General features: G+C 65.9%; 18 protein-coding genes and 1 tRNA gene. 4 read left to right on the plus strand and 15 right to left on the minus strand.

All coding sequences use genetic code 11. The annotated features are described in order from the left end of the window. Positions 1-63 precede the first annotated feature (63 nt). The 4 genes from KAQ61_RS05925 to KAQ61_RS05940 all read left to right on the plus strand — a co-directional run bounded on the left by KAQ61_RS05925 (position 64) and on the right by KAQ61_RS05940 (position 3,351). Positions 64-765 carry a CoA transferase subunit A gene (locus KAQ61_RS05925; protein ID WP_043377998.1) on the plus strand — a complete coding sequence of 234 codons (702 nt, stop codon included), beginning with the start codon at positions 64-66 and terminating at the stop codon, positions 763-765. Positions 766-774: 9 nt separating this feature from the next. Further along, entirely contained in the window at positions 775-1,413 is a 639-nt protein-coding gene (locus KAQ61_RS05930) for a 3-oxoacid CoA-transferase subunit B (protein WP_043377995.1), read from the plus strand. Between the two features lie 139 nt (positions 1,414-1,552). Next, complete coding sequence (locus tag KAQ61_RS05935; RefSeq protein WP_244982993.1) at positions 1,553-2,893, plus strand: HD-GYP domain-containing protein; 1,341 nt, start codon at positions 1,553-1,555, stop codon at positions 2,891-2,893. Between the two features lie 215 nt (positions 2,894-3,108). Next, positions 3,109-3,351 carry a hypothetical protein gene (locus tag KAQ61_RS05940; RefSeq protein WP_210930774.1) on the plus strand — a complete coding sequence of 81 codons (243 nt, stop codon included), beginning with the start codon at positions 3,109-3,111 and terminating at the stop codon, positions 3,349-3,351. Between the two features lie 82 nt (positions 3,352-3,433). On the opposite strand, the gene selD is transcribed toward KAQ61_RS05940, so the two are convergent. The 15 genes from selD to fdxH form a co-directional block, all read right to left on the minus strand. Beyond that, on the minus strand, positions 3,434-4,507 hold the full coding sequence (selD, locus tag KAQ61_RS05945; protein ID WP_210930775.1) for a selenide, water dikinase SelD: 1,074 nt from the start codon (positions 4,505-4,507) through the stop codon (positions 3,434-3,436). Between the two features lie 139 nt (positions 4,508-4,646). Beyond that, positions 4,647-5,933: an EAL domain-containing response regulator gene (locus tag KAQ61_RS05950; RefSeq protein WP_043377989.1), complete on the minus strand. Its 1,287-nt coding sequence runs from the start codon at positions 5,931-5,933 to the stop codon at positions 4,647-4,649. Positions 5,934-5,954: 21 nt separating this feature from the next. Further along, positions 5,955-6,470 (minus strand): chemotaxis protein CheW, encoded by a 516-nt coding sequence (locus KAQ61_RS05955; protein WP_043377987.1) that lies wholly within the window; start codon positions 6,468-6,470, stop codon positions 5,955-5,957. A gap of 10 nt (positions 6,471-6,480) precedes the next feature. Then, complete coding sequence (locus KAQ61_RS05960) at positions 6,481-8,127, minus strand: methyl-accepting chemotaxis protein (protein WP_210930776.1); 1,647 nt, start codon at positions 8,125-8,127, stop codon at positions 6,481-6,483. Between the two features lie 41 nt (positions 8,128-8,168). After that, complete coding sequence (locus KAQ61_RS05965; protein ID WP_210930777.1) at positions 8,169-10,268, minus strand: chemotaxis protein CheA; 2,100 nt, start codon at positions 10,266-10,268, stop codon at positions 8,169-8,171. Next, positions 10,265-10,573 carry an STAS domain-containing protein gene (locus KAQ61_RS05970; protein ID WP_210930778.1) on the minus strand — a complete coding sequence of 103 codons (309 nt, stop codon included), beginning with the start codon at positions 10,571-10,573 and terminating at the stop codon, positions 10,265-10,267. Before KAQ61_RS05970 ends, KAQ61_RS05965 begins: the two co-directional genes overlap by 4 nt. A 58-nt stretch (positions 10,574-10,631) precedes the next feature. Next, entirely contained in the window at positions 10,632-11,753 is a 1,122-nt protein-coding gene (locus KAQ61_RS05975; protein ID WP_210930779.1) for a methyl-accepting chemotaxis protein, read from the minus strand. A 205-nt stretch (positions 11,754-11,958) separates the two neighbouring features. After that, on the minus strand, positions 11,959-13,038 hold the full coding sequence (locus tag KAQ61_RS05980) for a protein-glutamate methylesterase/protein-glutamine glutaminase (RefSeq protein WP_210930780.1): 1,080 nt from the start codon (positions 13,036-13,038) through the stop codon (positions 11,959-11,961). Positions 13,039-13,040: 2 nt separating this feature from the next. Beyond that, entirely contained in the window at positions 13,041-13,853 is an 813-nt protein-coding gene (locus KAQ61_RS05985; RefSeq protein ID WP_210930781.1) for a CheR family methyltransferase, read from the minus strand. Between the two features lie 161 nt (positions 13,854-14,014). Next, positions 14,015-14,110: transfer RNA gene (locus KAQ61_RS05990), tRNA-Sec, on the minus strand. Positions 14,111-14,176: 66 nt separating this feature from the next. After that, positions 14,177-16,099: a selenocysteine-specific translation elongation factor gene (gene selB, locus KAQ61_RS05995; protein WP_210930782.1), complete on the minus strand. Its 1,923-nt coding sequence runs from the start codon at positions 16,097-16,099 to the stop codon at positions 14,177-14,179. 203 nt (positions 16,100-16,302) lie between these two features. Continuing rightward, positions 16,303-17,706 (minus strand): L-seryl-tRNA(Sec) selenium transferase, encoded by a 1,404-nt coding sequence (gene selA / locus KAQ61_RS06000; protein ID WP_244982995.1) that lies wholly within the window; start codon positions 17,704-17,706, stop codon positions 16,303-16,305. 80 nt (positions 17,707-17,786) lie between these two features. Next, positions 17,787-18,761, minus strand: coding sequence for a formate dehydrogenase accessory protein FdhE (fdhE, locus tag KAQ61_RS06005; protein ID WP_210930784.1), 975 nt, complete (start codon positions 18,759-18,761; stop codon positions 17,787-17,789). A 102-nt stretch (positions 18,762-18,863) separates the two neighbouring features. Then, complete coding sequence (locus tag KAQ61_RS06010; RefSeq protein ID WP_045266690.1) at positions 18,864-19,490, minus strand: formate dehydrogenase subunit gamma; 627 nt, start codon at positions 19,488-19,490, stop codon at positions 18,864-18,866. Then, positions 19,487-20,416: a formate dehydrogenase subunit beta gene (gene fdxH, locus KAQ61_RS06015; RefSeq protein WP_210930785.1), complete on the minus strand. Its 930-nt coding sequence runs from the start codon at positions 20,414-20,416 to the stop codon at positions 19,487-19,489. Before fdxH ends, KAQ61_RS06010 begins: the two co-directional genes overlap by 4 nt. Between the last annotated feature and the right edge of the window lies 1 nt (position 20,417).

Below are 20,417 nucleotides of genomic sequence, written 5' to 3' on the forward strand. Positions count from 1 at the left end.
GAAATACTACGTACGTAGCTACGTAGTATCGTTGCAAGTGGCTCAAGATCAATAGGAGACAACGTGAAAAAACTCTATCCCTCTGCGGCGGCGGCCTTGCAAGGCGTGGTGGCTGATGGGCAATTGCTGGCGGTTGGCGGCTTTGGCCTGTGCGGTATCCCCGAGGCACTGATTGACGCCCTGCGCGACAGCGGTGTCAAGGACCTGACGATCGCCTCGAACAATGCCGGCGTCGATGGCTTTGGCCTGGGCAAGCTGCTGGAAACCCGCCAGATCAAGAAGATGATCGCCAGCTACGTGGGTGAGAACAAGGAGTTCGAGCGCCAGTACCTGGCGGGCGAGCTGGAACTGGAATTCACGCCGCAAGGCACGCTGGCCGAGAAGATGCGCGCCGGTGGCGCCGGCATTCCCGCCTTCTTCACCAAGACCGGTGTAGGCACGCAGGTGGCCGAGGGCAAGGAACTGCGCGAATTCGACGGTGAAACCTATGTGATGGAACGTGCCATCGTGGCCGATGTGGCCCTGGTCAAGGCCTGGCGCGCCGACAAGAGCGGCAACCTGCAGTTCCGCCTGACGGCGCGCAACTTCAACCCGGCAGCGGCCACCTGCGGCAAGGTCTGCATCGTGGAGGTCGAGGAAGTGGTCGAGATTGGCGAGATCGCGCCCGACGACATCCACCTGCCTGGCATCTATGTGCACCGCATCGTGCACAACGCCACGCCGGAAAAGCGCATCGAAAAGCGCACTATCACCGAAAAGCAATAAGGAGCTGTCATGCCTTGGACCCAAGACCAGATGGCCGCGCGCGCGGCCCAGGAACTCGAAGACGGCTTCTACGTCAACCTCGGTATCGGCATCCCCACCCTGGTGGCCAACCACACGGGCGACAAGGAAGTGTGGCTGCAGTCCGAGAACGGCATGCTGGGCATCGGTCCCTTCCCGACCGAAGACCAGGTCGATGCTGACCTGATCAATGCCGGCAAGCAGACCGTGACCACCATCCCCGGCTCGGCCATCTTTGGCTCGGACCAGTCGTTCGCCATGATCCGTGGCGGAAAGATCAATCTGTCCATCCTGGGCGCCATGCAGGTGTCCGAGCAGGGCGACCTGGCCAACTGGATGATCCCCGGCAAGATGGTCAAGGGCATGGGCGGCGCCATGGACCTGGTGGCCGGCGTCAAGCGCGTGATCGTGCTGATGGAACACGTGGCCAAGAAAAAGGACGGCACCACCGACCTGAAGATCCTGCCCCACTGCAGCCTGCCGCTGACCGGCGTGGGCGTGGTGGACCGCATCATCACCGACCTGGGTGTGATGGACGTCACGCCCCAGGGCCTGCGCCTGGTGGAGCTGGCCGAGGGCGTGAGTTTCGAGGAGATCCAGTCCAAGACCGGGGTGACCTTGCTGCGCTGAGCGCCGGGTTTTTGACGACTGTCAAGCCCGCACCCAGTCCGGTGCGGGCTTTTGATTTGGGTAATCCACTAACATCGGCACCGTCGCAACTTGCTTTTTACGGATGAATTCGGCCACAGCGGATGCTGCCTCCTTGCTTTTGAATGCGTCGTCTCTGCACAACGACGCACACTTCCTGCGTGCCGTCACCGACATGGCAGACAGCCAGGAGGTGGTGGCCGACAGCGCGATCTACTCCGAAAGCGGCATCAAGTTGCTGGACAAGGGCAGGCGCATCGACAGCCGCCTGTACGAGCAACTGATCCAGCACCGGCTGGCGACATCGATCGATGAACAGCTGAGCACCCGCAATGCGGTGGACCGCGCCTGCCTGGAAGCCCAGGTGCTGCTGCTGTCCGGCTCGACACCACTGGGCCAGTTGCTGGCGCAGCACATGGGCGAGCGCCACCACCTGCTGCTGGAGGCGCTGCGGCATTTGAAGTGGCCCCAGCCGGCCAGCTTCAAGATGACGGTGATGCGCCACCAGATGCCGGAGCTGTTTGAGCACAGCGTGCTGATGATGATGGTGGCGGTCTTTCTGGGCGTGCAGCAGGGCATGGAGCCTGCGGAGTGCGCGGACCTGGCGGCGGCGGCGCTGCTGCACGACGTGGGCATGCTCTATATGCCGCCCAACTGGTTGAACCTCCGGCACAAGCTGACACCGCAGGAGCACCGACAGCTGGCCGCGCATTCCATCACCGCCATGCTGGTGGTGCAGGGCGCCAAGGTCTACCCCCAGGCGGTGGCCGATGCCGTGCTGGAGCACCATGAACGCCTGGACGGCAGCGGCTATCCGCGCCACACCAAGGGCGACGAGGTGGGGCCCTGGGGGCGCATCCTGATGCTGGCCGAGGTGGTGTCTGCGTTCTACAGCAAGTTCTCGGACATGCCGGCCCAGCGCCTGTCGCTGATGCTGCGCATGAACCACAGCCGCTTTGACGCAGCGCTGACGCGGCACGTGTTTGCGCTGCTGGCGCAGGCCGTGCCTGCCGCGGCCACGGCGGTCACGCACACCAGCGCCGAGGTGCGCGAGGTGATCGCCACACTGGGCGCCGTGTTCCAGCACTGGACGGTGTGCAAGCGCAAGTTCCCATCGCAGTGGCAGGCCCTGCCCGGTGGGCGCGCTGGCGTGTACGTGGACCTGCGCATGCAGGCGCTGGAAAAATCGCTGGCCGAATCGGGCTCGCACCCGCGCCAGCAGGCGGACTGGCTGCGCATGTTCGAGGAGGACCCCTCCAGCATGGGCGAGCTGGTGTTGATCAACAAAGAGGCGCTGTGGCAGGTCAACCATTGCATCGAGGCCTGCGTGCGGCGCTGGCCACAGCTGCTGCAGCCGCGCACCACCTTCGATGCGGCCATGCACGACTGGCTGCAGAGCTGCCGCATGGTGCTGGGCCATGCGACCTTGCCCGCCACGGTCAATTCGGATGCTGCGATTTGAGGAGCTGGCTGCGCGCGTATTTCAAGAGGTTTGAATACTTTTTGTGCTGAATACCAAGGATTGCCTGCGCAAGGTGCTCCTTTTTTTATGTAATCAGGCTGTCATGCGCAAGGCCTAAGCTGCATTCCACACGCTCCGATGTTGCACACCCGCGCGGCCATGACGGCTGCGTGCGGCCACCGATGCGGTGGCCCGATCACCCAGGATTTTTTGCCATGCACAGCCCCTACATCGCCGTCCACCCGGGCATCACCATGGACCGCTTCACCTTTGTGCCGCATGCGCAGCCCACGGACGGGCCGGGCTTTGTGTCGCAATTGCGCATCGACAGCGGTGCCGGTGCGGCGCGCTACCAGCGCTTGTTCACCTTCACCCCGGTGTTCGAGTCGGCGGATGGTGCGCTGGCCTATGCCGTGGACCAGGCCAGTGCCTGGATGCAGCGCAAGACGCTGGCCTGAAGCCGGCCCAGGAATAGAGACAAAAAAAGCCCCGGGTGCTGCCACCTGGGGCTTGTGCATGGGCGCTGTGTGAACGCTGGCGTCAGGCCACGTGCACCTGGGCCGCACCGGCCTGCATGCGACCCACGACGGCAGCTTGGGCAAAGCCGCTGCTGCGGAAGATGTCCAGCACCTGGTCCACCGTCTCGGGCGTGCAGGACACCAGCAGGCCGCCGGAGGTCTGCGGATCGGTCAGCAGGGCGCGCTGGGCATCGGTGATGCTCCTGGCCAGTTGCACGGCGTCGCCGTACGAGGCCCAGTTGCGGCCGGACGCGCCGGTGAATACGCCTTGCTGCGCCAGTTCCATGACGCCGGGCAGCACGGGCAGGGCCTGCATGTCCAGGTGGGCCGTCAGCTGCGCGCCGCGTGCCAGTTCCAGGCTGTGGCCCAGCAGGCCGAAGCCGGTCACATCGGTCAGGGCGTGAACACCGGCCAGCTGCGACAGTGCCGCGCCGGGGCGGTTGAGCTGGGTGGTGGCCGCCACCATGGCTTGGTAGCCGGCGGCATCCAGCAGATTCTTCTTCAGCGCGGCCGACTGGATGCCCACGCCCAGGGGCTTGCCCAGCACCAGCAGGTCGCCAGCCTGGGCGTCGGCGTTGCGCTTGATGTGCTGGGGGTTGACGATGCCAATGCCGACCAGGCCGTAAATCGGCTCGACCGAGTCGATCGAATGCCCGCCGGCCAGGGGAATGCCGGCTTCCTGGCAGATGGAGGCCCCGCCTTCCAGGATGGCGGCGATGGTCTCGTGCGGCAGCACGTTGATGGGCATGCCGACGATGGCCAGCGCCATCAGGGGCGTGCCGCCCATGGCGTAGATGTCGCTGAGCGCATTGGTGGCGGCAATCCGGCCAAAGTCGCGCGGATCGTCCACGATGGGCATGAAGAAGTCGGTGGTGGCGACGATGGCCTGTTCATCGTTGATGCGGTAGACCGCGGCATCGTCGGCGGTTTCCGTCCCCACCAGCAGGTCCGGGAAGAACTGCTTGGGCAGGGTGCTCTGGCCGATCAGCTTGGCCAGAACGCCGGGAGCAATCTTGCAGCCGCAGCCGCCGCCGTGCGACAGGGCGGTCAGGCGGGGGGGCGTGTGGGCAGAGGTGGTGGGGGAAGCTTGGGTCATGGTCATTCAATGGCTGCACGCAGCACGACAGGTGGCTTGAGAGGCATGGAGAGACGGCACCCGCAGGTGTGCCCCACATTGTGCGCCAGTTCACGGTCCGGTCGGGTGGCATGCGGCCATCGCCGAGGAGCGTGCGTGCTCAATCCAGGGGCGTGAGGGCCGGCGCCAGGGCGGGCGAGGGCGGCAGGCGCAATTCGGGCAGGCGGGCGCGGTGGCTGCGCAGCCAGGCCGGGATGTCCTGCGCCGGCATGGGCCGGGCAATCAGGTAGCCCTGGCCGACTGCACAACCGCAGCGTTGCAGCAGGCGCCAGTCTTCCATGGTCTCGATGCCTTCGGCCACGGAGACCAGCTCCAGGCGCTTGGCCATGTCCAGCGCCGACTCCAGAATCACGCCCAGGTTGCGGCGCTGGTGCGCGCCGTGCACGAAGCTGCGGTCGATCTTCAGCTCCGAGAAGGGCAGGCGCGCCAACTGCTGCATGGACGAGAAACCGGTGCCGTAGTCGTCGATGGACAGCCCGAAGCCCTTGAGCCGCAGGCGGGTGAGCACGGCAATCGCTTTGCCCAGGTGTTCCACGCCCGCGCTTTCGGTGATTTCCAGCACCACCTGGGACGGGCTGATGGCACTGCTTTCCACCAGGGAGGTGATCTCCTGCACGATGCCGGGGTTGTCCAGCAGCAGGGGCGAGAGGTTGATGGCCAGCTTGGGGGTGAAGCCCATGTGCACCCAGGCAGCGGCCTGGCGTATCGATTTGCGCAGCACCCGCAGCGTCAGGTCGAAGATCAGGCCTTCCTTTTCGGCCAGTGCAATGAACTGGTCGGGGGGGATGCGGCCCAGGCTGGGGTGCGTCCAGCGGGCCAGCACTTCCATGCCGCGCACCAGGCCCGTGCGGATGTCGACCTTGGGCTGGTAGTGCACGTCGATGTGCTCGCAGTCGATGGCGTGGCACAGGTCCTGGGTGCTGATGGGCAGCGGCTGCCGCGGGCCGGACTGCAACACATTGCCCTTGAGGCATTGGCTGTAGTGCTGCAGCGCGGACTCCAACTGCTCCTGGCGCAGGGGCTTGGGCAGCGACCCCAGCATGGGCAGGCCCAGGGTGCTGCTCAGTTCCTGGACCGCGTTCAGGATGCCCTGCTGCTGGCTGGACACCACCAGCATCGGGATCTTCCAGCCCTTGTCCTGCAGTTGCGTGATCAGTTCCACCCCGTCCATGACGGGCATGTGCAGGTCGATCAGCATCACATCGGGCTTGAGGCGCAGCATGGCCAGCTGCTCCAGGGCCTCGACCCCGTGGCAGGCCTCGTAAATCAGGCCGATGCCGAGCTGGCGACACAACTGCGCCGCGTGGTCGCGCTGCACGGGACTGTCGTCCACCACCATGATGGACTGCAGACCTAGCGATGACGGGGCTGAGTGTGTCAATGGCATGGTGGCGTTAAAACGACAAGCTTAACCGTTTTCCGCAGCTGCCAGCGATTCTGAGAGGGTTTGCAGCTCGTCCAGATCCAGCACGCGCTGCACGTCCAGCAGGATGACGAACCGGCCCCGCACCTTGCCGATGCCGGAGATGAAGTCGGTGCGGATGTGGGTGCCGAAGGCCGGCGGTGGCTCGATGTCCTGCGGGGCGATCTCCAGCACCTCGCTGACGGCGTCCACCACCACGCCCATGGTGTGGGGGCCTTCGCTGCCCGGCAGCTCCACGATCACGATGCAGGTGCGCTTGCTCACCGCGCTGGTGGCCTGGCCGAAGCGGACCTGCAGGTCCATCACCGGCACCACCGCACCACGCAGGTTGATCACCCCGCGGATGCAGGCCGGCATCAGCGGCACCTCGGTCATGTGCGTGTATTCGATGATTTCCTTGATCGACAGGATACCCAGGGCATAGGCCTCACCGCCCAGCAAGAAGGTGAGGTACTGGCTGGGAAGGGCCGGGGTGGCAGGGGACGATTGGCTTGCGTGCATGCCCGTCCTCTCAGAACTTGACGAAATCAGACTCGTCCAGGGTCTTGCCGCTGGTGCGGGCCACCATGGGGCCGCGTGCCAGCGTTGCGCCCTTGGGTTTGGCGGTTGTGCCTGTGCGCGGTGGATGGGCGTGCAGCGCAGTGGCCGCAGGGCCGCTCAGCCGGAAGAAGGCAATGGCTTGCTGCAATTGCTCAGCCTGGGCGCTCATTTCCTCGGCCGTGGCTGCCAGCTCTTCGGAACTGGAGGCGTTTTGTTGGGTGGCCTGGCTCAGTTGCCCCATGGCCAGGTTGATCTGGCCGATGCCGCTGCTCTGCTCTTCGGAGGCCGCAGCAATTTCCTGCACCAGTTCCGAGGTCTTCTGGATGTTGGGCACCATCACATCCAGGAGCTGGCCGGCCCGCTCGGACAGTTGCACGCTGGAGGTGGCCACATCGCTGATTTCCTGCGCGGCCACCTGGCTGCGTTCGGCCAGCTTGCGCACTTCGGCCGCCACCACGGCAAAGCCCTTGCCATGCTCACCGGCACGGGCGGCCTCGATGGCTGCGTTCAGGGCCAGCAGGTTGGTCTGGTAGGCGATGTCGTCGATGATGCTGATTTTCTGGGCAATCTGCTTCATGGCGGTGGCGGTGGCCTTGACGGCCTGGCCCCCTTCGGCGGCATCGCGGGCGGCCTTCGCGGCCATGCTGTCCGTCAGCTTGGCGTTTTCGGTGTTTTGCGTGATCGAGGCATTCGCCTGCTCGATGGTGGCGCTGGTCTCTTCCACCCCGGCCGCTTGTTCGCTGGAAGCCTGGCTCAAGGTCTGGGCGGTGGCGCTGACTTCTTCCGAGGCGCTGGCCAGCGCCTCGGAGCTGCTGTTGACCTCGCCGACCACCAGTTGCAGCTTGGCGACCATCTGTTTGACGGCATGCAGCATGCTGCTGCTGTCGTTCTGGCGCAGTTGCACCTCCATGCCCAGATCGCCGGTGGCAATGCGGTTCATGATCTCGGCGGCATACGCCGGCTCGCCGCCCAGCAGGCGTGTCAGCCCGCGTGCGATCAGCCAGGCGGTCAGCACGGCCACGACGATGGCCGCCACGGCGATGTACAGCAGCATCTGCTGGGTGGCCTGGGCGGTGCCCTGGGCCTCGACATTGGCCGCGTGCATGCGTGTGGCAATGAGGCGCGACAGGTCCAGCAGGTGCTGGGTCTGCAGGTCCTGGATGGTGGTGTATTCGCCGCGGATCAGGGCCAGCGCGCCATCCTTGTCCGTCTGGGCCAGGGCCGTGATCTGTTCGTACAGTGCATTGAGCTTGTGCGAGTTCTGGGTGATCAGCTCCAGCAGGCGGCGGCCTTCAGCAGACTGGACAGCGTCGTTGAGTTGCGCGATGTGTTTGACCACGTCGGCACGCCCGGCATTTAGCGTTTGCAGTGCGCGGGACAGCTCGACATCCGTGTGCGCGAACACCAGGTCGCGCACCAGCACCTTGGTGCGGTCGTTGGCGTCGATGATGTCGCGGCTCAGCGAGGCGAGGGGGTAGTGCACGTCCATCACCCGTGCGCTCAGATCGCTCACCGAACGCAGACGGTCCAGCCCGAACATGGAGCTGCCAAGCAGCATCAGAATCATCAGCCCAAAGCCAATGCCAAGTCGCGTCACAACGCGCATATTTGCAAACATGCCTGTCCTTGAAGGGATTAAGAGGTAATAAAGTCGGGCGCTCAGGGCGCAGTCGTCGTGAAGGGGTGGGTTTCGCTGCGGCGAGTGGTCAACACTTGCTGATGCAGCGCGGCAATGTCCAAAATCAGCGCCACCTTGCCATTGCCCAAAATGCTGGAGCCGCTGATGCCCCGCGCCTGTCGGAAGATGCGGGACAGGGGCTTGATCACGGCCTGGGCTTCGCCCAGCAGTTCGTCCACCAGCAGCCCAAAACGCTGGGTGCCATGCTGGATGACCACGATGTTAGGCCGTGCACTGCCAGGGCCCTGCAGGGCAAAGTGCTGGCGCAGACGAATAAAGGGCAGCACCGTGCCGCGCAGGTCGGTGTAGTGCTGCGTCGGCGTACCCAGGTATTCCACGCATTCGTCCACCATTTCCAGTGGAATCACGAACACGGAGTGGCCCACGCGCACCTGGAAACCGTCGATGATGGCCAGGGTCAGCGGCAGGCGCACTTGCACCGTCGTGCCCTGACCCGGCACGCTGCGCACCTCAACCGTGCCGCGCAGCGCCGTGATGTTGCTGCGCACCACGTCCATGCCCACACCGCGCCCTGACAGACTGGTGATCTGCGTGGCGGTGGAAAACCCGGGTTCGAAGATGAGGGCGTCAATGTCGTTGTCCGCCAACTGACGGCCCGGCTCGATCAGGCCCCGCTCCACGGCCTTGGCCAGGATGCGTTCGCGATCCAGGCCGGCGCCGTCATCACGGATCTCGATCACGATGTGGCCCGACTCATGGTGGGCGTCCAGGTACACGGAGCCCTGTGCTGGCTTGCCGTTGGCCAGGCGCACGGCAGCCGGCTCGATCCCATGGTCGATGGCGTTGCGCACCAGGTGGGTCAGTGGGTCGCCGATGCGCTCCACCACGGTCTTGTCCAGCTCGGTGTCCTGGCCACTGATGTGCAGGGCGATGTCCTTGCCCAGCTCGCGTGCCACGTCGTGCACGATGCGCTGAAACTTGTTGAAGCTGCCGCCGATTTTCACCATGCGCAGCTGCAGCGCATGGTCGCGGACCTGCTCGACCAGCGCGGCGACGGTGGCGGTGGCTTCCAGCATCTCGCTCTGGCGCAGCTGGCGTGCCACTTCGGTGGCGCCGGCCGATGCGGTGATCAGTTCCCCGACCAGGTTGATGAGCTGCTCCAGCTTGTGGGCATCGACCCTGAGGCTGGCGTGCTCGCCCTGGCGGGGGGCTGTCGTGCTTGCAGACGCGCTGGGAAGGGCCTCCGCGGATGGCACTACGTTGACCTGGGCAAGATCCTGCCAGGTGTTGCTGGGGGGAGCATGGGGCAGTGCTTTTGCGGGGGGCTTGTCGCCACCAGCGCTGTCCTGCGCACTGGGCTGTGAGGGGCAGGGGGCAGCATGTGGCGATGCGAGCGGCGTGACCTGCAGCTCGCATTCGTCACGCACGAACTCGAACACGGACTCCACCTCCTGCTGGCTGGCGTGGCCGTGCAGGTGCACGACAAAGCCCAGGTAGCACTGCTCGGCATCCAGCTGCTGCAGGTTTGGTGCCGCCTGGCTCAGCAATTCGGTATAGGTGATCCGACCCAGGGTGTGCAGGTAACGCAGAAAGGACAGCGGGTCCATGCCGTTTTGCAGCACGGCCGGACCGAACCGGGCCGCAATCTGCCAGGCGCAGCTGGGGGCGTCGGTTTCGGCAGGCAGGTCGGGGGTGGCCGTCTGGGGCGGCAGCACGGACTTGCTGGACATCAGGCTGCGGGCGTGCAGGGCCTGCACCAGGGTGTCGCTGCGTGCCTGCAGCTGTGGGTCCTGGATGGCGCCATGCGCCTCGACGACATTCATCAGGGCGTGCATGTGGTCGCAGCAGGCCAGCAGCAGCTCGATCAAGCCGGCATCCAGCGGAACACAGGCCGCACGGACCTGGTCCAACAGGGTTTCGGCCACGTGGGTGAATGCCACCACGTGATCGAGCCCGAACAAACCAGCCGAGCCCTTGATGGTGTGGGCCGCGCGAAAGATGGCGTGGATGGCGTCGGGCGAGGGCGCCTCCGGCTGCAGGTGCAGCAGGCTGGCTTCCATGTCGGCCAGCAGCTCGCGGCTTTCCGCGATGAAGGTGTGCAAGGCGTGGTCCAGGTTCATGGGGCGGTGGACGCGGCAGGCGCGATCAGGTGTTCCAGTGCGGTCAGTTGCAGCACTTCCATGACCGTTGGGCTGGCTGACTGCAAGGCCAGCCGGGCGCCGGCGTCTTCTGCGCTGCGCTGCAGTGCCAGTAACAGCTGCAGGCCGGCGGTGTCCATGTCGGACACCTCGGCGAGGTCCAGATGCACGGCGTCATTACCGCAGGCCAGGACCTGGGGCAGCCAGGCTTGCAAGGCCTGGCACAGTTCGGCTGCCCGGTAGATGCTCAGCTCGCCCGCGATGGTGAACACGGGGGCTTCGTTCATGGCAGCACCAGCTTTTGCACGACGGTCAGCAGTTGGAAAACAGGCAGGCAGGGGGTGGTCAGAAGAAGGTCACGGCATCGCTGTCGTGTGCGGGCGTGGGAGGGGCTGCCTGGCCGCGCTGTGCGGCATGGGCCTGGCGCTCTTCGGCCATGGCGTAGGTGCTTTCCAGGGTGGCCAGTAGGTGGGGGATGTCGAGCCCCTGGGCGGACTGCAGCTGGGCGCCCAGCTGCTGCAGGCTGTCGCCCACGTGCCCCATCATCTGGCTGACTCGGTCCTGGAATTGCAACTGGACCAGCGACTGCACGATTTCGGTCTGGATGCCCCGGCTTTCATCCTGCAGCAGCTGCGCGGCATCGGTCAGTTGCCCTGTCAGTCTCTGGAAGCGGGTCAGCACCTGCTCCACGCTGTCCTGGGAGGCGGTCAGCGATGCAGTCTGCTGCGCGTCCGTGTCGGCGGCCTGAAGGCGGGTGTGGCTGATGGCCTGCGTGATCGCCGTGACTTTCTGGGTCATGCGCTGGCCCGTGGCACCGGACAGGGCGGCCAGCTTGCGCACCTCCTGCGACAGCACGGAGAAGCCACGGCCGACTTCGCCCGCGTGGGCGGCTTCAATCGCCGCGTTGATGGCCAGCAGGTTGGTCTGCGAGGCGATTGAGGCCACCTCCGCCGCCATGTCCTGCAACTCCTGCACGTAGCGCTCCAGGTCCTGCACCTGCTGGTGCAACTGCTGGTTGCAATCGATCGACGCGCGCAAGGCCTGCAGCACGGCCTGCAACTGCGTCTGGCTGTGCTGGAACAACTGCACCCCGTCCTGGGTCCCGGCCTGCGAGGACAGGGTGGAGGCCTGCATGGCCTGGTCCAGCCGGTCCACGATGCTGGCAAAGCGGTGGGTCAGCTGCGTCACGGCCGTTTCCATCTGCCCTTGGGATGCGCCCAGGTGCTGGCGCCACAGTGGCAGCAGTTCGTGGCCCAAGGCCTGCAGGCCTTGGTGCTGCGAACTGTGCTGCGCATGCACCTGTTGGAGGTGCCGGGCATGCCGCCGGTGGGCCAGTACCCCCCAGGCGCTGCAGGCCAGGCCTGCCAGCGCGGCTGCGGGTTGCCAGGCACTGGCCGCCCAGATACCCAGGCCGGCGGCAATCCCCAAGGTGGTGGGACTGCCGGCCCATTCACCAAAGGTGTGCATGCGTGCGGCAAAAGCCGCACATGCCGAAGCTGGCCTTGCGGCCGAGGCGCTGGAAGAAAGGGGGGGCATGCCATGCAGCGCGAGTGCCGGATGACCCGGTGTGCGCTTTTGTTAAAAAATGTATACGGCGAGGATATGCGCAAAGCCGAAGATTTACCGGGTAAACCCTAGAATCCTGGGCAGACCACGCGGTTAAAGGCTTTACCTAGGCGGTACTTTTGTTGTAGCGCGCGATGGCTTCCGGTATGTCGTGCAGGGCCAGCACCTGGGCGGCCGCACCGCGCTTGATGGCTTCCTTGGGCATGCCGAATACGACGCAGCTGGCCTCGTCCTGCGCCAGGGTGTGGGCACCTGCCTGGCGCATCTCCAGCAAGCCGGCTGCACCATCGTCGCCCATGCCGGTCAGCAAAATGCCCAGGGCATTGGCGCCAGCGGTCTGCGCCACGGAACGGAACAGCACATTGACCGAGGGGCGGTGGCGGCTGACCAGGGGGCCATCCACAATCTCCACACGGTATTGCGCACCGCTGCGGCGCAGCAGCATGTGGCGCCCGCCCGGGGCGATCAAGGCATGGCCTGGCAGTACGCGGTCCCCGTTCTGGGCTTCCTGCACGGTGATGTCGCACAGCTGGTTCAGGCGCTGGGCAAAGGCCGCGGTGAACTGCTCGGGCATGTGCTGCACGATGACCAGGCCCGGCGACAGCCGCGGCAGGGCGGTGAGGATGCGCTCCAGGGCCTGGGTACCGCCGGTGGAGGTGCCCACCGCCACAATCCGCTCCGTGGTGTGGGCCAGGGCATGGCGGGACGCGACGGCCGGCAGCACGGCGTCGGCGCTCAGCTTGGGGGCTGGCGCCGGCAAGGGCGCGCGCGGCACCAGGCGCCGCACGTTGGCCTGCATGGCGGCGCGGATGGTGGTGATGAACTCCTTGGCATGCTCGTCCAGAAAGTGGCGCAGGCCCAGCCGCGGCTTGGCCATCACCGTGAATGCGCCGGCGGCCATGGCGTTCAGGGTGGCCTGTGCGCCCTGCTCGGTCAGGGTGGAGCAGATGATGACGGGCGTGGGCCGCTCGTGCATGATTTTCTTGAGGAAGGTGATGCCGTCCATGTGCGGCATTTCCACATCCAGCACGATCACGTCGGGCCATTCTTGCTGCATGCGCTTCATGGCCAGCAGCGGGTCGGAGACGGCGGCCAGCAGCTCGATGCCGGGGCTGTCGTGCAGCAGAGCCCCCAGTGTCTGGCGCATCAGCGCGGAGTCGTCGACCAGCAGAACGCGGATGCTCATCGTCAGACGGCCGTGCCGGGCTTGCGGAAGATGGCCGGGGCCAGGGGTTGCAATGGGTGCTGCACATCGTTGAGGCTTTCCGAGTGCCCGATGCACAGGAACCCGCCGGGCCGTAGCTGCTGCGCCAGCCGGTTGACCACGGCCTGCTTGGTCGCCGAGCCGAAGTAGATCATCACGTTGCGCAGAAAGATCACATCGAACAGGCCGACCTGGGGCAGGGCCTCGTTGAGGTTGATGTGGCAGAACTCCACGCGCTCGCGCAGGGCCTTGGTGATCAGGAAGGTGCCATCCTGCCGGCCGGTGCCGCGCAGGCAGTACTTCTTGAGCAGATCGGGCGGCAGGTGCTTGTTGCGCGCCATCGGATAGTGCCCGGTGCGCGCACGCTCGAGCATGCGGGTGCTGATGTCCGAGCCCATCAATTGCCAGGCGCGCGGGCTGTATTCGGCCAGCACCATGGCCAGGCTGTAGGCCTCCTCGCCGCTGGAGCAGGCCGCGCTCCACAGGCGCAGTGGCTGCGTGCCGGGCGACAGGCCCTGCAGGTAATCCGTCAGCCAGTCAAAGTGCTTGGGTTCGCGGAAAAAATAGGTTTCGTTGGTGGTCAGCAGGTCGATGCAGGTCTGGTGTTCGCCCTGGCCTTCCGCAGTGTGGATGAAGCGGAAGTAGTCGCCATAGCTGTGCATGCCGCACTGCTGCAGGCGCTTGGCCAGGCGGCCGCAGATCAAGGCTTTCTTGCCGCGGTGCATCTGGATGCCCGTCTGGCGATGGATGAAGCTTTGAAAGTCCAGAAACTCTTCGTCAGAAAGATGCAAAGACATGGTGGCCTAAAACCATAGCGCGAAGCGCTTGATTCTCTTTGGATTGCAAGCAAAAGTAAAAGGAAAGGCCGAGTGAGCAGGCGCTAATTGCTCATTTATTTATACAAACGTGCGGTTCATTAAAAAAGCCCTGACTCCGGCAGAGTCAGGGCTTGAATGTGTGGCGGAAAGCAGCAGGAGTCGAACCTACCCAGGAGTGGCTAACACCCCTCGCCGGGTTTGAAGCCCGGCCGCACCACCGGGCACGATTGCCTTCCGAAGAAGCTGGCGCCGATTGTAACGCGCTGGCGTGGCGCAGCGCGGCAATCGGGGCGATGCCGGGCTCATGCCTGGGGGTGCCACTGCGCGTCGGGGCGCAGCACGTGGGCGTCGCGCACACGCCGGGTGTATCCCAGGCGGTCGAAGCACTCGATGATCTGGATGGCGCGCTTGCGGCCCAGTTGCGTCGCGTCGCGGAAGGCACGGGCCTCGACCTCGCCGTGGGGCGTGGTGGCGGCCAGGTCTTTGACGATGGCGGCCAGCTGGTCCATGTTGGCGGCGGTGTAGAACAGGTCCTTGACCACCTGGAACAGCAGGCCCTGGCGGGCCAGCTTGCGCAGCAGCTGGCGCACCACTTCCTCGCCGCTGCCGGTGTCGCGCGCCAGGTCGCGCACCCAGGGTGGATCAAAGCGGCCGTCCTGCAAGCGCGGCAGCAGTTGCTCGGCCAGGGCCTGCTCGGCGGCGGACAGTTGCACGCTGTGGCCGGGTCGGTGCAGCCAGGCCCCGCTGCTGGCCAGCTGCTGCGACTGCAGCAACTGGTCGATGATGGCGCGCCACAGCATGTCGTGCTGCGCATGGACCAGGCCGGGCCAGGCCATGCGGCGCAGGCGTGCGGCGTTGATGCCGGGCTCATCCGGGTACTTGTCGTGAAAGCGCGTGATGGTGTCCAGCACCTGGGCCTGCAGCTGGGCCAGACGCTGGGCGTCGATCAGCAGCGCATCCCCGTCGGCCAGCGCAATGCGCTGCGTGCCAGCCAGGGCGATGCCGTCCAGGCTGCGCCCGGTCAGGCGTTGCAGCTGCGACAGGGGCAGGCCGTGGGCGGCCTGGGCGACCAGCGGCGTGGCATCGTGCGTGGCCACCAGGTGCTCCAGCGCATCCAGGGTGGCGCTGCGCTCCGGGCTGCGGCGCTTGCGCACGGGGGCGTACGGGTCCAGCACCAGGCCGCCGGCAATGGTGCGGCTGGCCTGGGCGTTGCGCAGCACCAGGCGGTCGCCGGGCACGGTGAAGACCGGGGCGTCCAGCACCAGCTGCGCACGCACTTCGGTGCCGGGCTCGATCGGCTGGTCCTGCAGCAGGGCCACGTGGGCCGTGCCGCGCTGGGTGCCCAGGTGCACGTGCACCGGCGTCCACTGCGCCATGGGCGGCGCTTCGGCCAGCAGGTGCAGGCGGATGTCGATGCGGTCGGTGGCCTGCAGCACGCGGCCATCGGCGATCCAGTCGCCGCGCTGGATGTCGTCCTTGGCGATGCCGGCCAGGTTCAGCGCGCAGCGCTGGCCGGCCACGCCTTGCTCGGCCGCCTGGTTCTGGGCGTGGATGCTGCGCACCCGCACCGTTTGGCCACTGGCCGAATGCACCAGGCTGTCGCCCACGGCCACGCGGCCGCTGAACACCGTGCCGGTGACCACGGTGCCCTGGCCGGGCAGGGTGAAGACGCGGTCCACCGCCAGCCGGAACAGGCCGTCGCGCGGGCGCGGGGGCATCAGCTGGGCCTGCACGTCCAGGTGCGCGCGCAGGGCCTGCACGCCGGGGGCGTCGGGCTGGGCGGCGGCGGTTTCAAAGATTGGGCTGCCGGCCAGGGCCGTGACGCTGAGGATGGCGGTGATCTCGTCGCGCACGTCCTGGATGCGCTCGGGCAGCACGCGGTCGACCTTGGTCAGGGCCACGGTGCCTTGGCGGATACCCAGCAGTTGCAGGATTTCCAGGTGCTCCAGCGTCTGCGGCATCACGCCGTCGTCGGCGGCCACTACCAGCAAGGCGTGGTCGATGCCCACGGCGCCGGCGGCCATGGTGTGCACAAACTTTTCGTGGCCGGGCACGTCGATGATGCCCAGCACGTCACCATTGGGCAGGGGGGCGTAGGCGTAGCCCAGCTCGATCGAGATGCCGCGCGCCTTTTCTTCTTTCAGGCGGTCGGTCTCCACCCCCGTGAGGGCGCGCACCAGCGTGGTCTTGCCGTGGTCAATGTGTCCCGCGGTACCGATGATCATGCAAACACTTTCCAGAACCCCGATGGTTCCTAGTCAAATTGGCATCCAGCGCTTGTCCAGCAAGCGCCGGTAGCTATGTATTTAGATAGCCCTGTGCAAACCTGGGTACGCCGTTGCCTGGGATTGTCGTACTGAAGGACGGCTTGCGGCTGCGCGCTTCGTCGTCATCATTCATCGCCTGGGTCGTGGCGTGCGGGCCGTGCTCAGCGCAAGGCATGCAACTGTTGTTCAAACTGCGGCTGGGCTGGGGCCTCCAGGCAGCGCAGGTCCAGCCACAGGGCATCGTCGTGCAGGCGGCCAATCACCGGGCGTGGCAGGGCGCGCAAGCGCGCTTCCAGCTGGGTCAGCTGGCGGCCCGCCTGCTTGCCGCTGGCGGGGTACAGCTTCAGGCCCCAGCTGGGCAGGTTGTCCACGGGCAGGGCGCCGCTGCCGATCTGGCTGTGCATGGCGGCGGTCTCGACGACCCAGGCATCGCCCAGCACGTCCTGCAACCGGGGGCGCAGGGCCTCAGCCTGGGCCTGCATGTCGGCGGGCGGGCGGGTGAACAGGCGCAGCGTGGTCAGGCGCTCGGCCAGTTTTTCCGGGTGCAGATACAGGCGCAGCGTGGGCTCCAGCGCAGCCAGCGTCAGCTTGCCCACGCGCAGGGCGCGCTTCATGGGGTTCTTCTTGATCTTGGCGATCAGGTCCTTGCGGCCGACGATGATGCCGGCCTGGGGCCCGCCCAGCAGCTTGTCGCCCGAGAAGGTGACGATGTCGGCGCCGGCCTCCACGGTCTCGCGCACCGTTACCTCGTGGGGCAGGCCCCACTGGCGCAGGTCCACCAGGGTGCCGCTGCCCAGGTCCACCAGCATGGACAGGCCGCGCTCGTGCGCCATGGCGGTGACCTCGGCATCCGAGACGCTCTTGGTGAAGCCCATGACGGCGTAGTTGCTGGTGTGCACTTTCATCAGCAGGGCGGTGGCATCGGTCACGGCCTCGGCATAGTCCTTGGCGTGGGTGCGGTTGGTGGTGCCCACTTCGACCAGCTGGCAGCCGGCGCGCTTCATGATGTCCGGGATGCGGAAGGCGCCGCCAATCTCGACCAGCTCGCCGCGCGACACCACCACTTCCTGGCCGGCCGCCAGGGTGGACAGGGCCAGCAGCACGGCGGCGGCATTGTTGTTGACGATGGTGGCGGCCTCGGCGCCGGTCAACTCGCAGACCAGCTGTTCGACCAGGTCGTCGCGGTCGCCACGGCCACCGGTGGCCAGGTCGTATTCCAGGTTGGCGGGGTGGGTCAGCGCTTCGACCACGGCGTCCACCGCTTCCTGGGGCAGCAGGGCGCGGCCCAGGTTGGTGTGCAGCACCGTGCCGGTGAGGTTGAACACACTGCGCAGGCGAGGGGCAAAGCGCTCGGTCAGGCGCTCCTCGGTCGCTTGCACCAGGGCGGTCTCGGCCACCTGGTCTGCGTGCAGGCTGCCCTCGCGCAGCGCCGGGCGCAGCCCTTCCAGCACCTGGCGCACGGCATCCGTGGTGCTGCTGGTGCCGTACTGCTGCTGCAAGGCCTGCAAGGCCGGGGTGTGCAGCAGCTTGTCAACGGAGGGGAGGCGCGGGGTGGCAGCGTTCACGGCGGGGGATCTCGCAGTCAAAAAACAATCGGGCAATGAAGAAAGGCCGCCGCAGCGGCCTTTCGGCTGGGGCTGGCCTCTTATTGTGCCGCAGGGTCCACCAGGCCGGCCTCGGCGTCGGCCGCCTGCTCTTCGGCCACGGCCACAAACAGCAGGGGGTTGGCGCTGGAGCGCTGGAAGCGGGTGCTCTCGCTCATCAGCAGGTCCATGGTCAGGCTGGCCAGGTCGTCGGCCAGCGGCTCGGCCAAGGGGTCCTTTTCCTGGTTGATGACCTTGCGGTAGGTGCTGCACTGGTCGCAGGTCTCGGCGGTGATGACGTCCTTGCTGCCTTCGATGGTCTGGTAGTGGATGCCCTCGGTGGACTCGCAGTGCGAGCACTTCACGCGCACCATGTGCCATTCGGTGCAGCAGGTGCCGCAGTGCAGGTAGCGGTGGCCGCTGCTCTGGCCGCCAATGCGCAGCACGCTGGCCACGGGCTCGCTGGCGCAGACGGGGCAGATGGTGGCGGGCTCGGTGTAGGGCACGTCGCGCACGCTGAGGGCTGCGGCGCGCTGGGCATAGGTCACTTGCAGCGCGGCCATGATGAAGGGGGCCATGCCGATGTGGCGGGCGGCCACCTCCTTTTGCAGCAGGCGCTGGGCGATTTCATCGCGCTCCTGCAGGCTGAGGGCGCGCAGTGAGGTGATCAGGGGCTGCAGCGGCTCGGGCAGGCCTTCGTTGCCCGCCAGGGTGTCCAGCATGGCATCCAGCACGGTGTGCCAGGCAGGGTCGATGTGGTCAGCGGCAGGCAGCAGGGGCATGGAGTGCTGCTGTGCACGTTCCATGCTGCTGGTGTCCAGGGGCTGCAGCGTCACCTGGGCGGCGGCCGCATGCTGGGCATCCACGATCTTGGCGGCAAACTGCAGGTAGTCCGCGATCGGGTTGCCGTCCGACAGCTGGCGCAGGCGCGCTGCGCGGTCGGCGAACAGGCTGGCGACCTGGGGCAGCAGGATGCGGGGGAAGCTGGTCTTGTCCAGCGCTTCGATTTCGCCGGGTTGAAGAATGCGTTGTTGCATAGAAATAGGGGTCCAGAAATTGAAGCCGCCGGCACGCCCAGCAGAGGGCGTCCGGCGGCAATCAACAAGCGTCTAAGTGACTTTATCTAAAGACCGATCGGATCAGTCGTTGTCGCCAGTCATCTTGCGATACCAGCCGCGGTGGTGTTGCTTGGCCCAAGCACGAGTCACTGTGCCATACAACATGGCGCGGATGGTGCCGCGGGTCCAAATAGCCGCATAGACGTGCATGATGATCAGACCGATCATCCACACCGCAGCGATGGCATGCACCACCGAAGCGGCACGCACCACGCCCACGGGCAGCGTCCACCAGGAGCGCCACATCAGCACACCGGTGACCGTGATCAGCAGCATGCCGATCACCAGGCCCCAGAACAGGAGCTTCTGGCCACCGTTGTACTTGCCCTGTTCGGGCATGTCGTGGTCGTCGCCGTCGATCATCTTGTTGACGTTTTTCAGCCAGTCAATATCGCGGGGTTCCACGATGTTGAGCTTGGCAAAACGGCAGGCCATGATGATGAAGAACACGGCCATCACCACCCCGATGTAGGGGTGCAGGATGCGCGTCCAGGGGCCGCCACCGAACAGCTGAGTCAGCGGAAAGAAGGCGGGGTGGAAGAACGCCAGACCGGACAGGGCCAGCAAAATGAAGCAAATGCCTACCACCCAGTGGTTGGCGCGCTCCGATGCGTTGTAGCGCACGAGGTCGCGAGGGTTGCGTTTCATTTGCCGTTCTCCTTGTTCAGCGCTTCAGCGTCCTTGCGCTCCATTTCATCTTCCAGTTCCTTGGACACGTCGTTCGGACCCTTGGTGATGTAGTGGAACAGGCTGCCGACAGCAGCTGCGCCCAGTGCGGCCATGGCCAGAGGCTTGGCAACACCCTTCCACAGGGACACCATCGGGCTGATCTTGGGATCGTCCGGCAGGCCCTTGTACAGCGAAGGCTTGTCAGCATGGTGCAGCACGTACATGACGTGCGTGCCGCCCACAGCTGCTGGGTCATACAAACCGGCGTTCGAGTAGCCACGCTGCTTCAGATCGCCGATGCGGCGCTCTGCCTGATCGTGCATCGCCTTCTTGGTGCCAAACATGATGGCGCCGGTCGGGCAGGTCTTGACGCAGGCAGGTTCGCGGCCCACTGCCACGCGGTCGGAACACAAGGTGCACTTGTACGCCTTGTGGTCCTTCTTGGAGATGCGTGGAATGTTGAACGGGCAGCCGGTCACGCAGTAGCCGCAACCGACGCACTGGTCCTGCTGGAAGTCCACGATGCCGTTGGCGTACTGCACGATCGCACCAGGCGAGGGGCAGGCCTTCAGACAGCCGGGGTCTTCACAGTGCATACAGCCGTCCTTGCGGATCAGCCATTCCAGATTGCCGGTGGCTTCGTTCTCGTACTCGGCAAAGCGCATGACGGTCCACGACTGATCGGTCAGATCGGTCGGGTTGTCGTACACGCCAGCAGCCGAAGTGCCGATTTCGTCGCGCAGATCGTTCCACTCCATGCAGGCGGTCTGGCAAGCCTTGCAGCCAATGCATTTGGAGACATCGATCAGCTTGGCGACCTCCCCGCTGTGCGCTTCACGCGCACTGGGGGCGGGGGTGGTCGTTGCGGAGCGACGCTTGATATCGAGGGACATGGTTGAGGACATC

Source organism: Comamonas aquatica (genome assembly GCF_018064205.1).
Classification (GTDB): domain Bacteria; phylum Pseudomonadota; class Gammaproteobacteria; order Burkholderiales; family Burkholderiaceae_C; genus Comamonas; species Comamonas aquatica.

Coding starts and splice junctions, on each gene's coding strand:
- KAQ61_RS05940 (WP_210930774.1), top strand. CDS start 3,109: ATGCACAGCCCCTACATCGCCGTCCACCCGGGCATCACCATGGACCGC.
- KAQ61_RS05985 (WP_210930781.1), bottom strand. CDS start 13,853: ATGTCTTTGCATCTTTCTGACGAAGAGTTTCTGGACTTTCAAAGCTTC.
- selB (WP_210930782.1), bottom strand. CDS start 16,099: ATGATCATCGGTACCGCGGGACACATTGACCACGGCAAGACCACGCTG.
- KAQ61_RS05950 (WP_043377989.1), bottom strand. CDS start 5,933: ATGCCATTGACACACTCAGCCCCGTCATCGCTAGGTCTGCAGTCCATC.
- KAQ61_RS05955 (WP_043377987.1), bottom strand. CDS start 6,470: ATGCACGCAAGCCAATCGTCCCCTGCCACCCCGGCCCTTCCCAGCCAG.
- KAQ61_RS05960 (WP_210930776.1), bottom strand. CDS start 8,127: ATGTTTGCAAATATGCGCGTTGTGACGCGACTTGGCATTGGCTTTGGG.
- KAQ61_RS05980 (WP_210930780.1), bottom strand. CDS start 13,038: ATGAGCATCCGCGTTCTGCTGGTCGACGACTCCGCGCTGATGCGCCAG.
- KAQ61_RS05975 (WP_210930779.1), bottom strand. CDS start 11,753: ATGCACACCTTTGGTGAATGGGCCGGCAGTCCCACCACCTTGGGGATT.
- KAQ61_RS06010 (WP_045266690.1), bottom strand. CDS start 19,490: ATGAAACGCAACCCTCGCGACCTCGTGCGCTACAACGCATCGGAGCGC.
- KAQ61_RS05930 (WP_043377995.1), top strand. CDS start 775: ATGCCTTGGACCCAAGACCAGATGGCCGCGCGCGCGGCCCAGGAACTC.
- fdhE (WP_210930784.1), bottom strand. CDS start 18,761: ATGCAACAACGCATTCTTCAACCCGGCGAAATCGAAGCGCTGGACAAG.
- KAQ61_RS05965 (WP_210930777.1), bottom strand. CDS start 10,268: ATGAACCTGGACCACGCCTTGCACACCTTCATCGCGGAAAGCCGCGAG.
- KAQ61_RS05970 (WP_210930778.1), bottom strand. CDS start 10,573: ATGAACGAAGCCCCCGTGTTCACCATCGCGGGCGAGCTGAGCATCTAC.
- selD (WP_210930775.1), bottom strand. CDS start 4,507: ATGACCCAAGCTTCCCCCACCACCTCTGCCCACACGCCCCCCCGCCTG.
- fdxH (WP_210930785.1), bottom strand. CDS start 20,416: ATGTCCTCAACCATGTCCCTCGATATCAAGCGTCGCTCCGCAACGACC.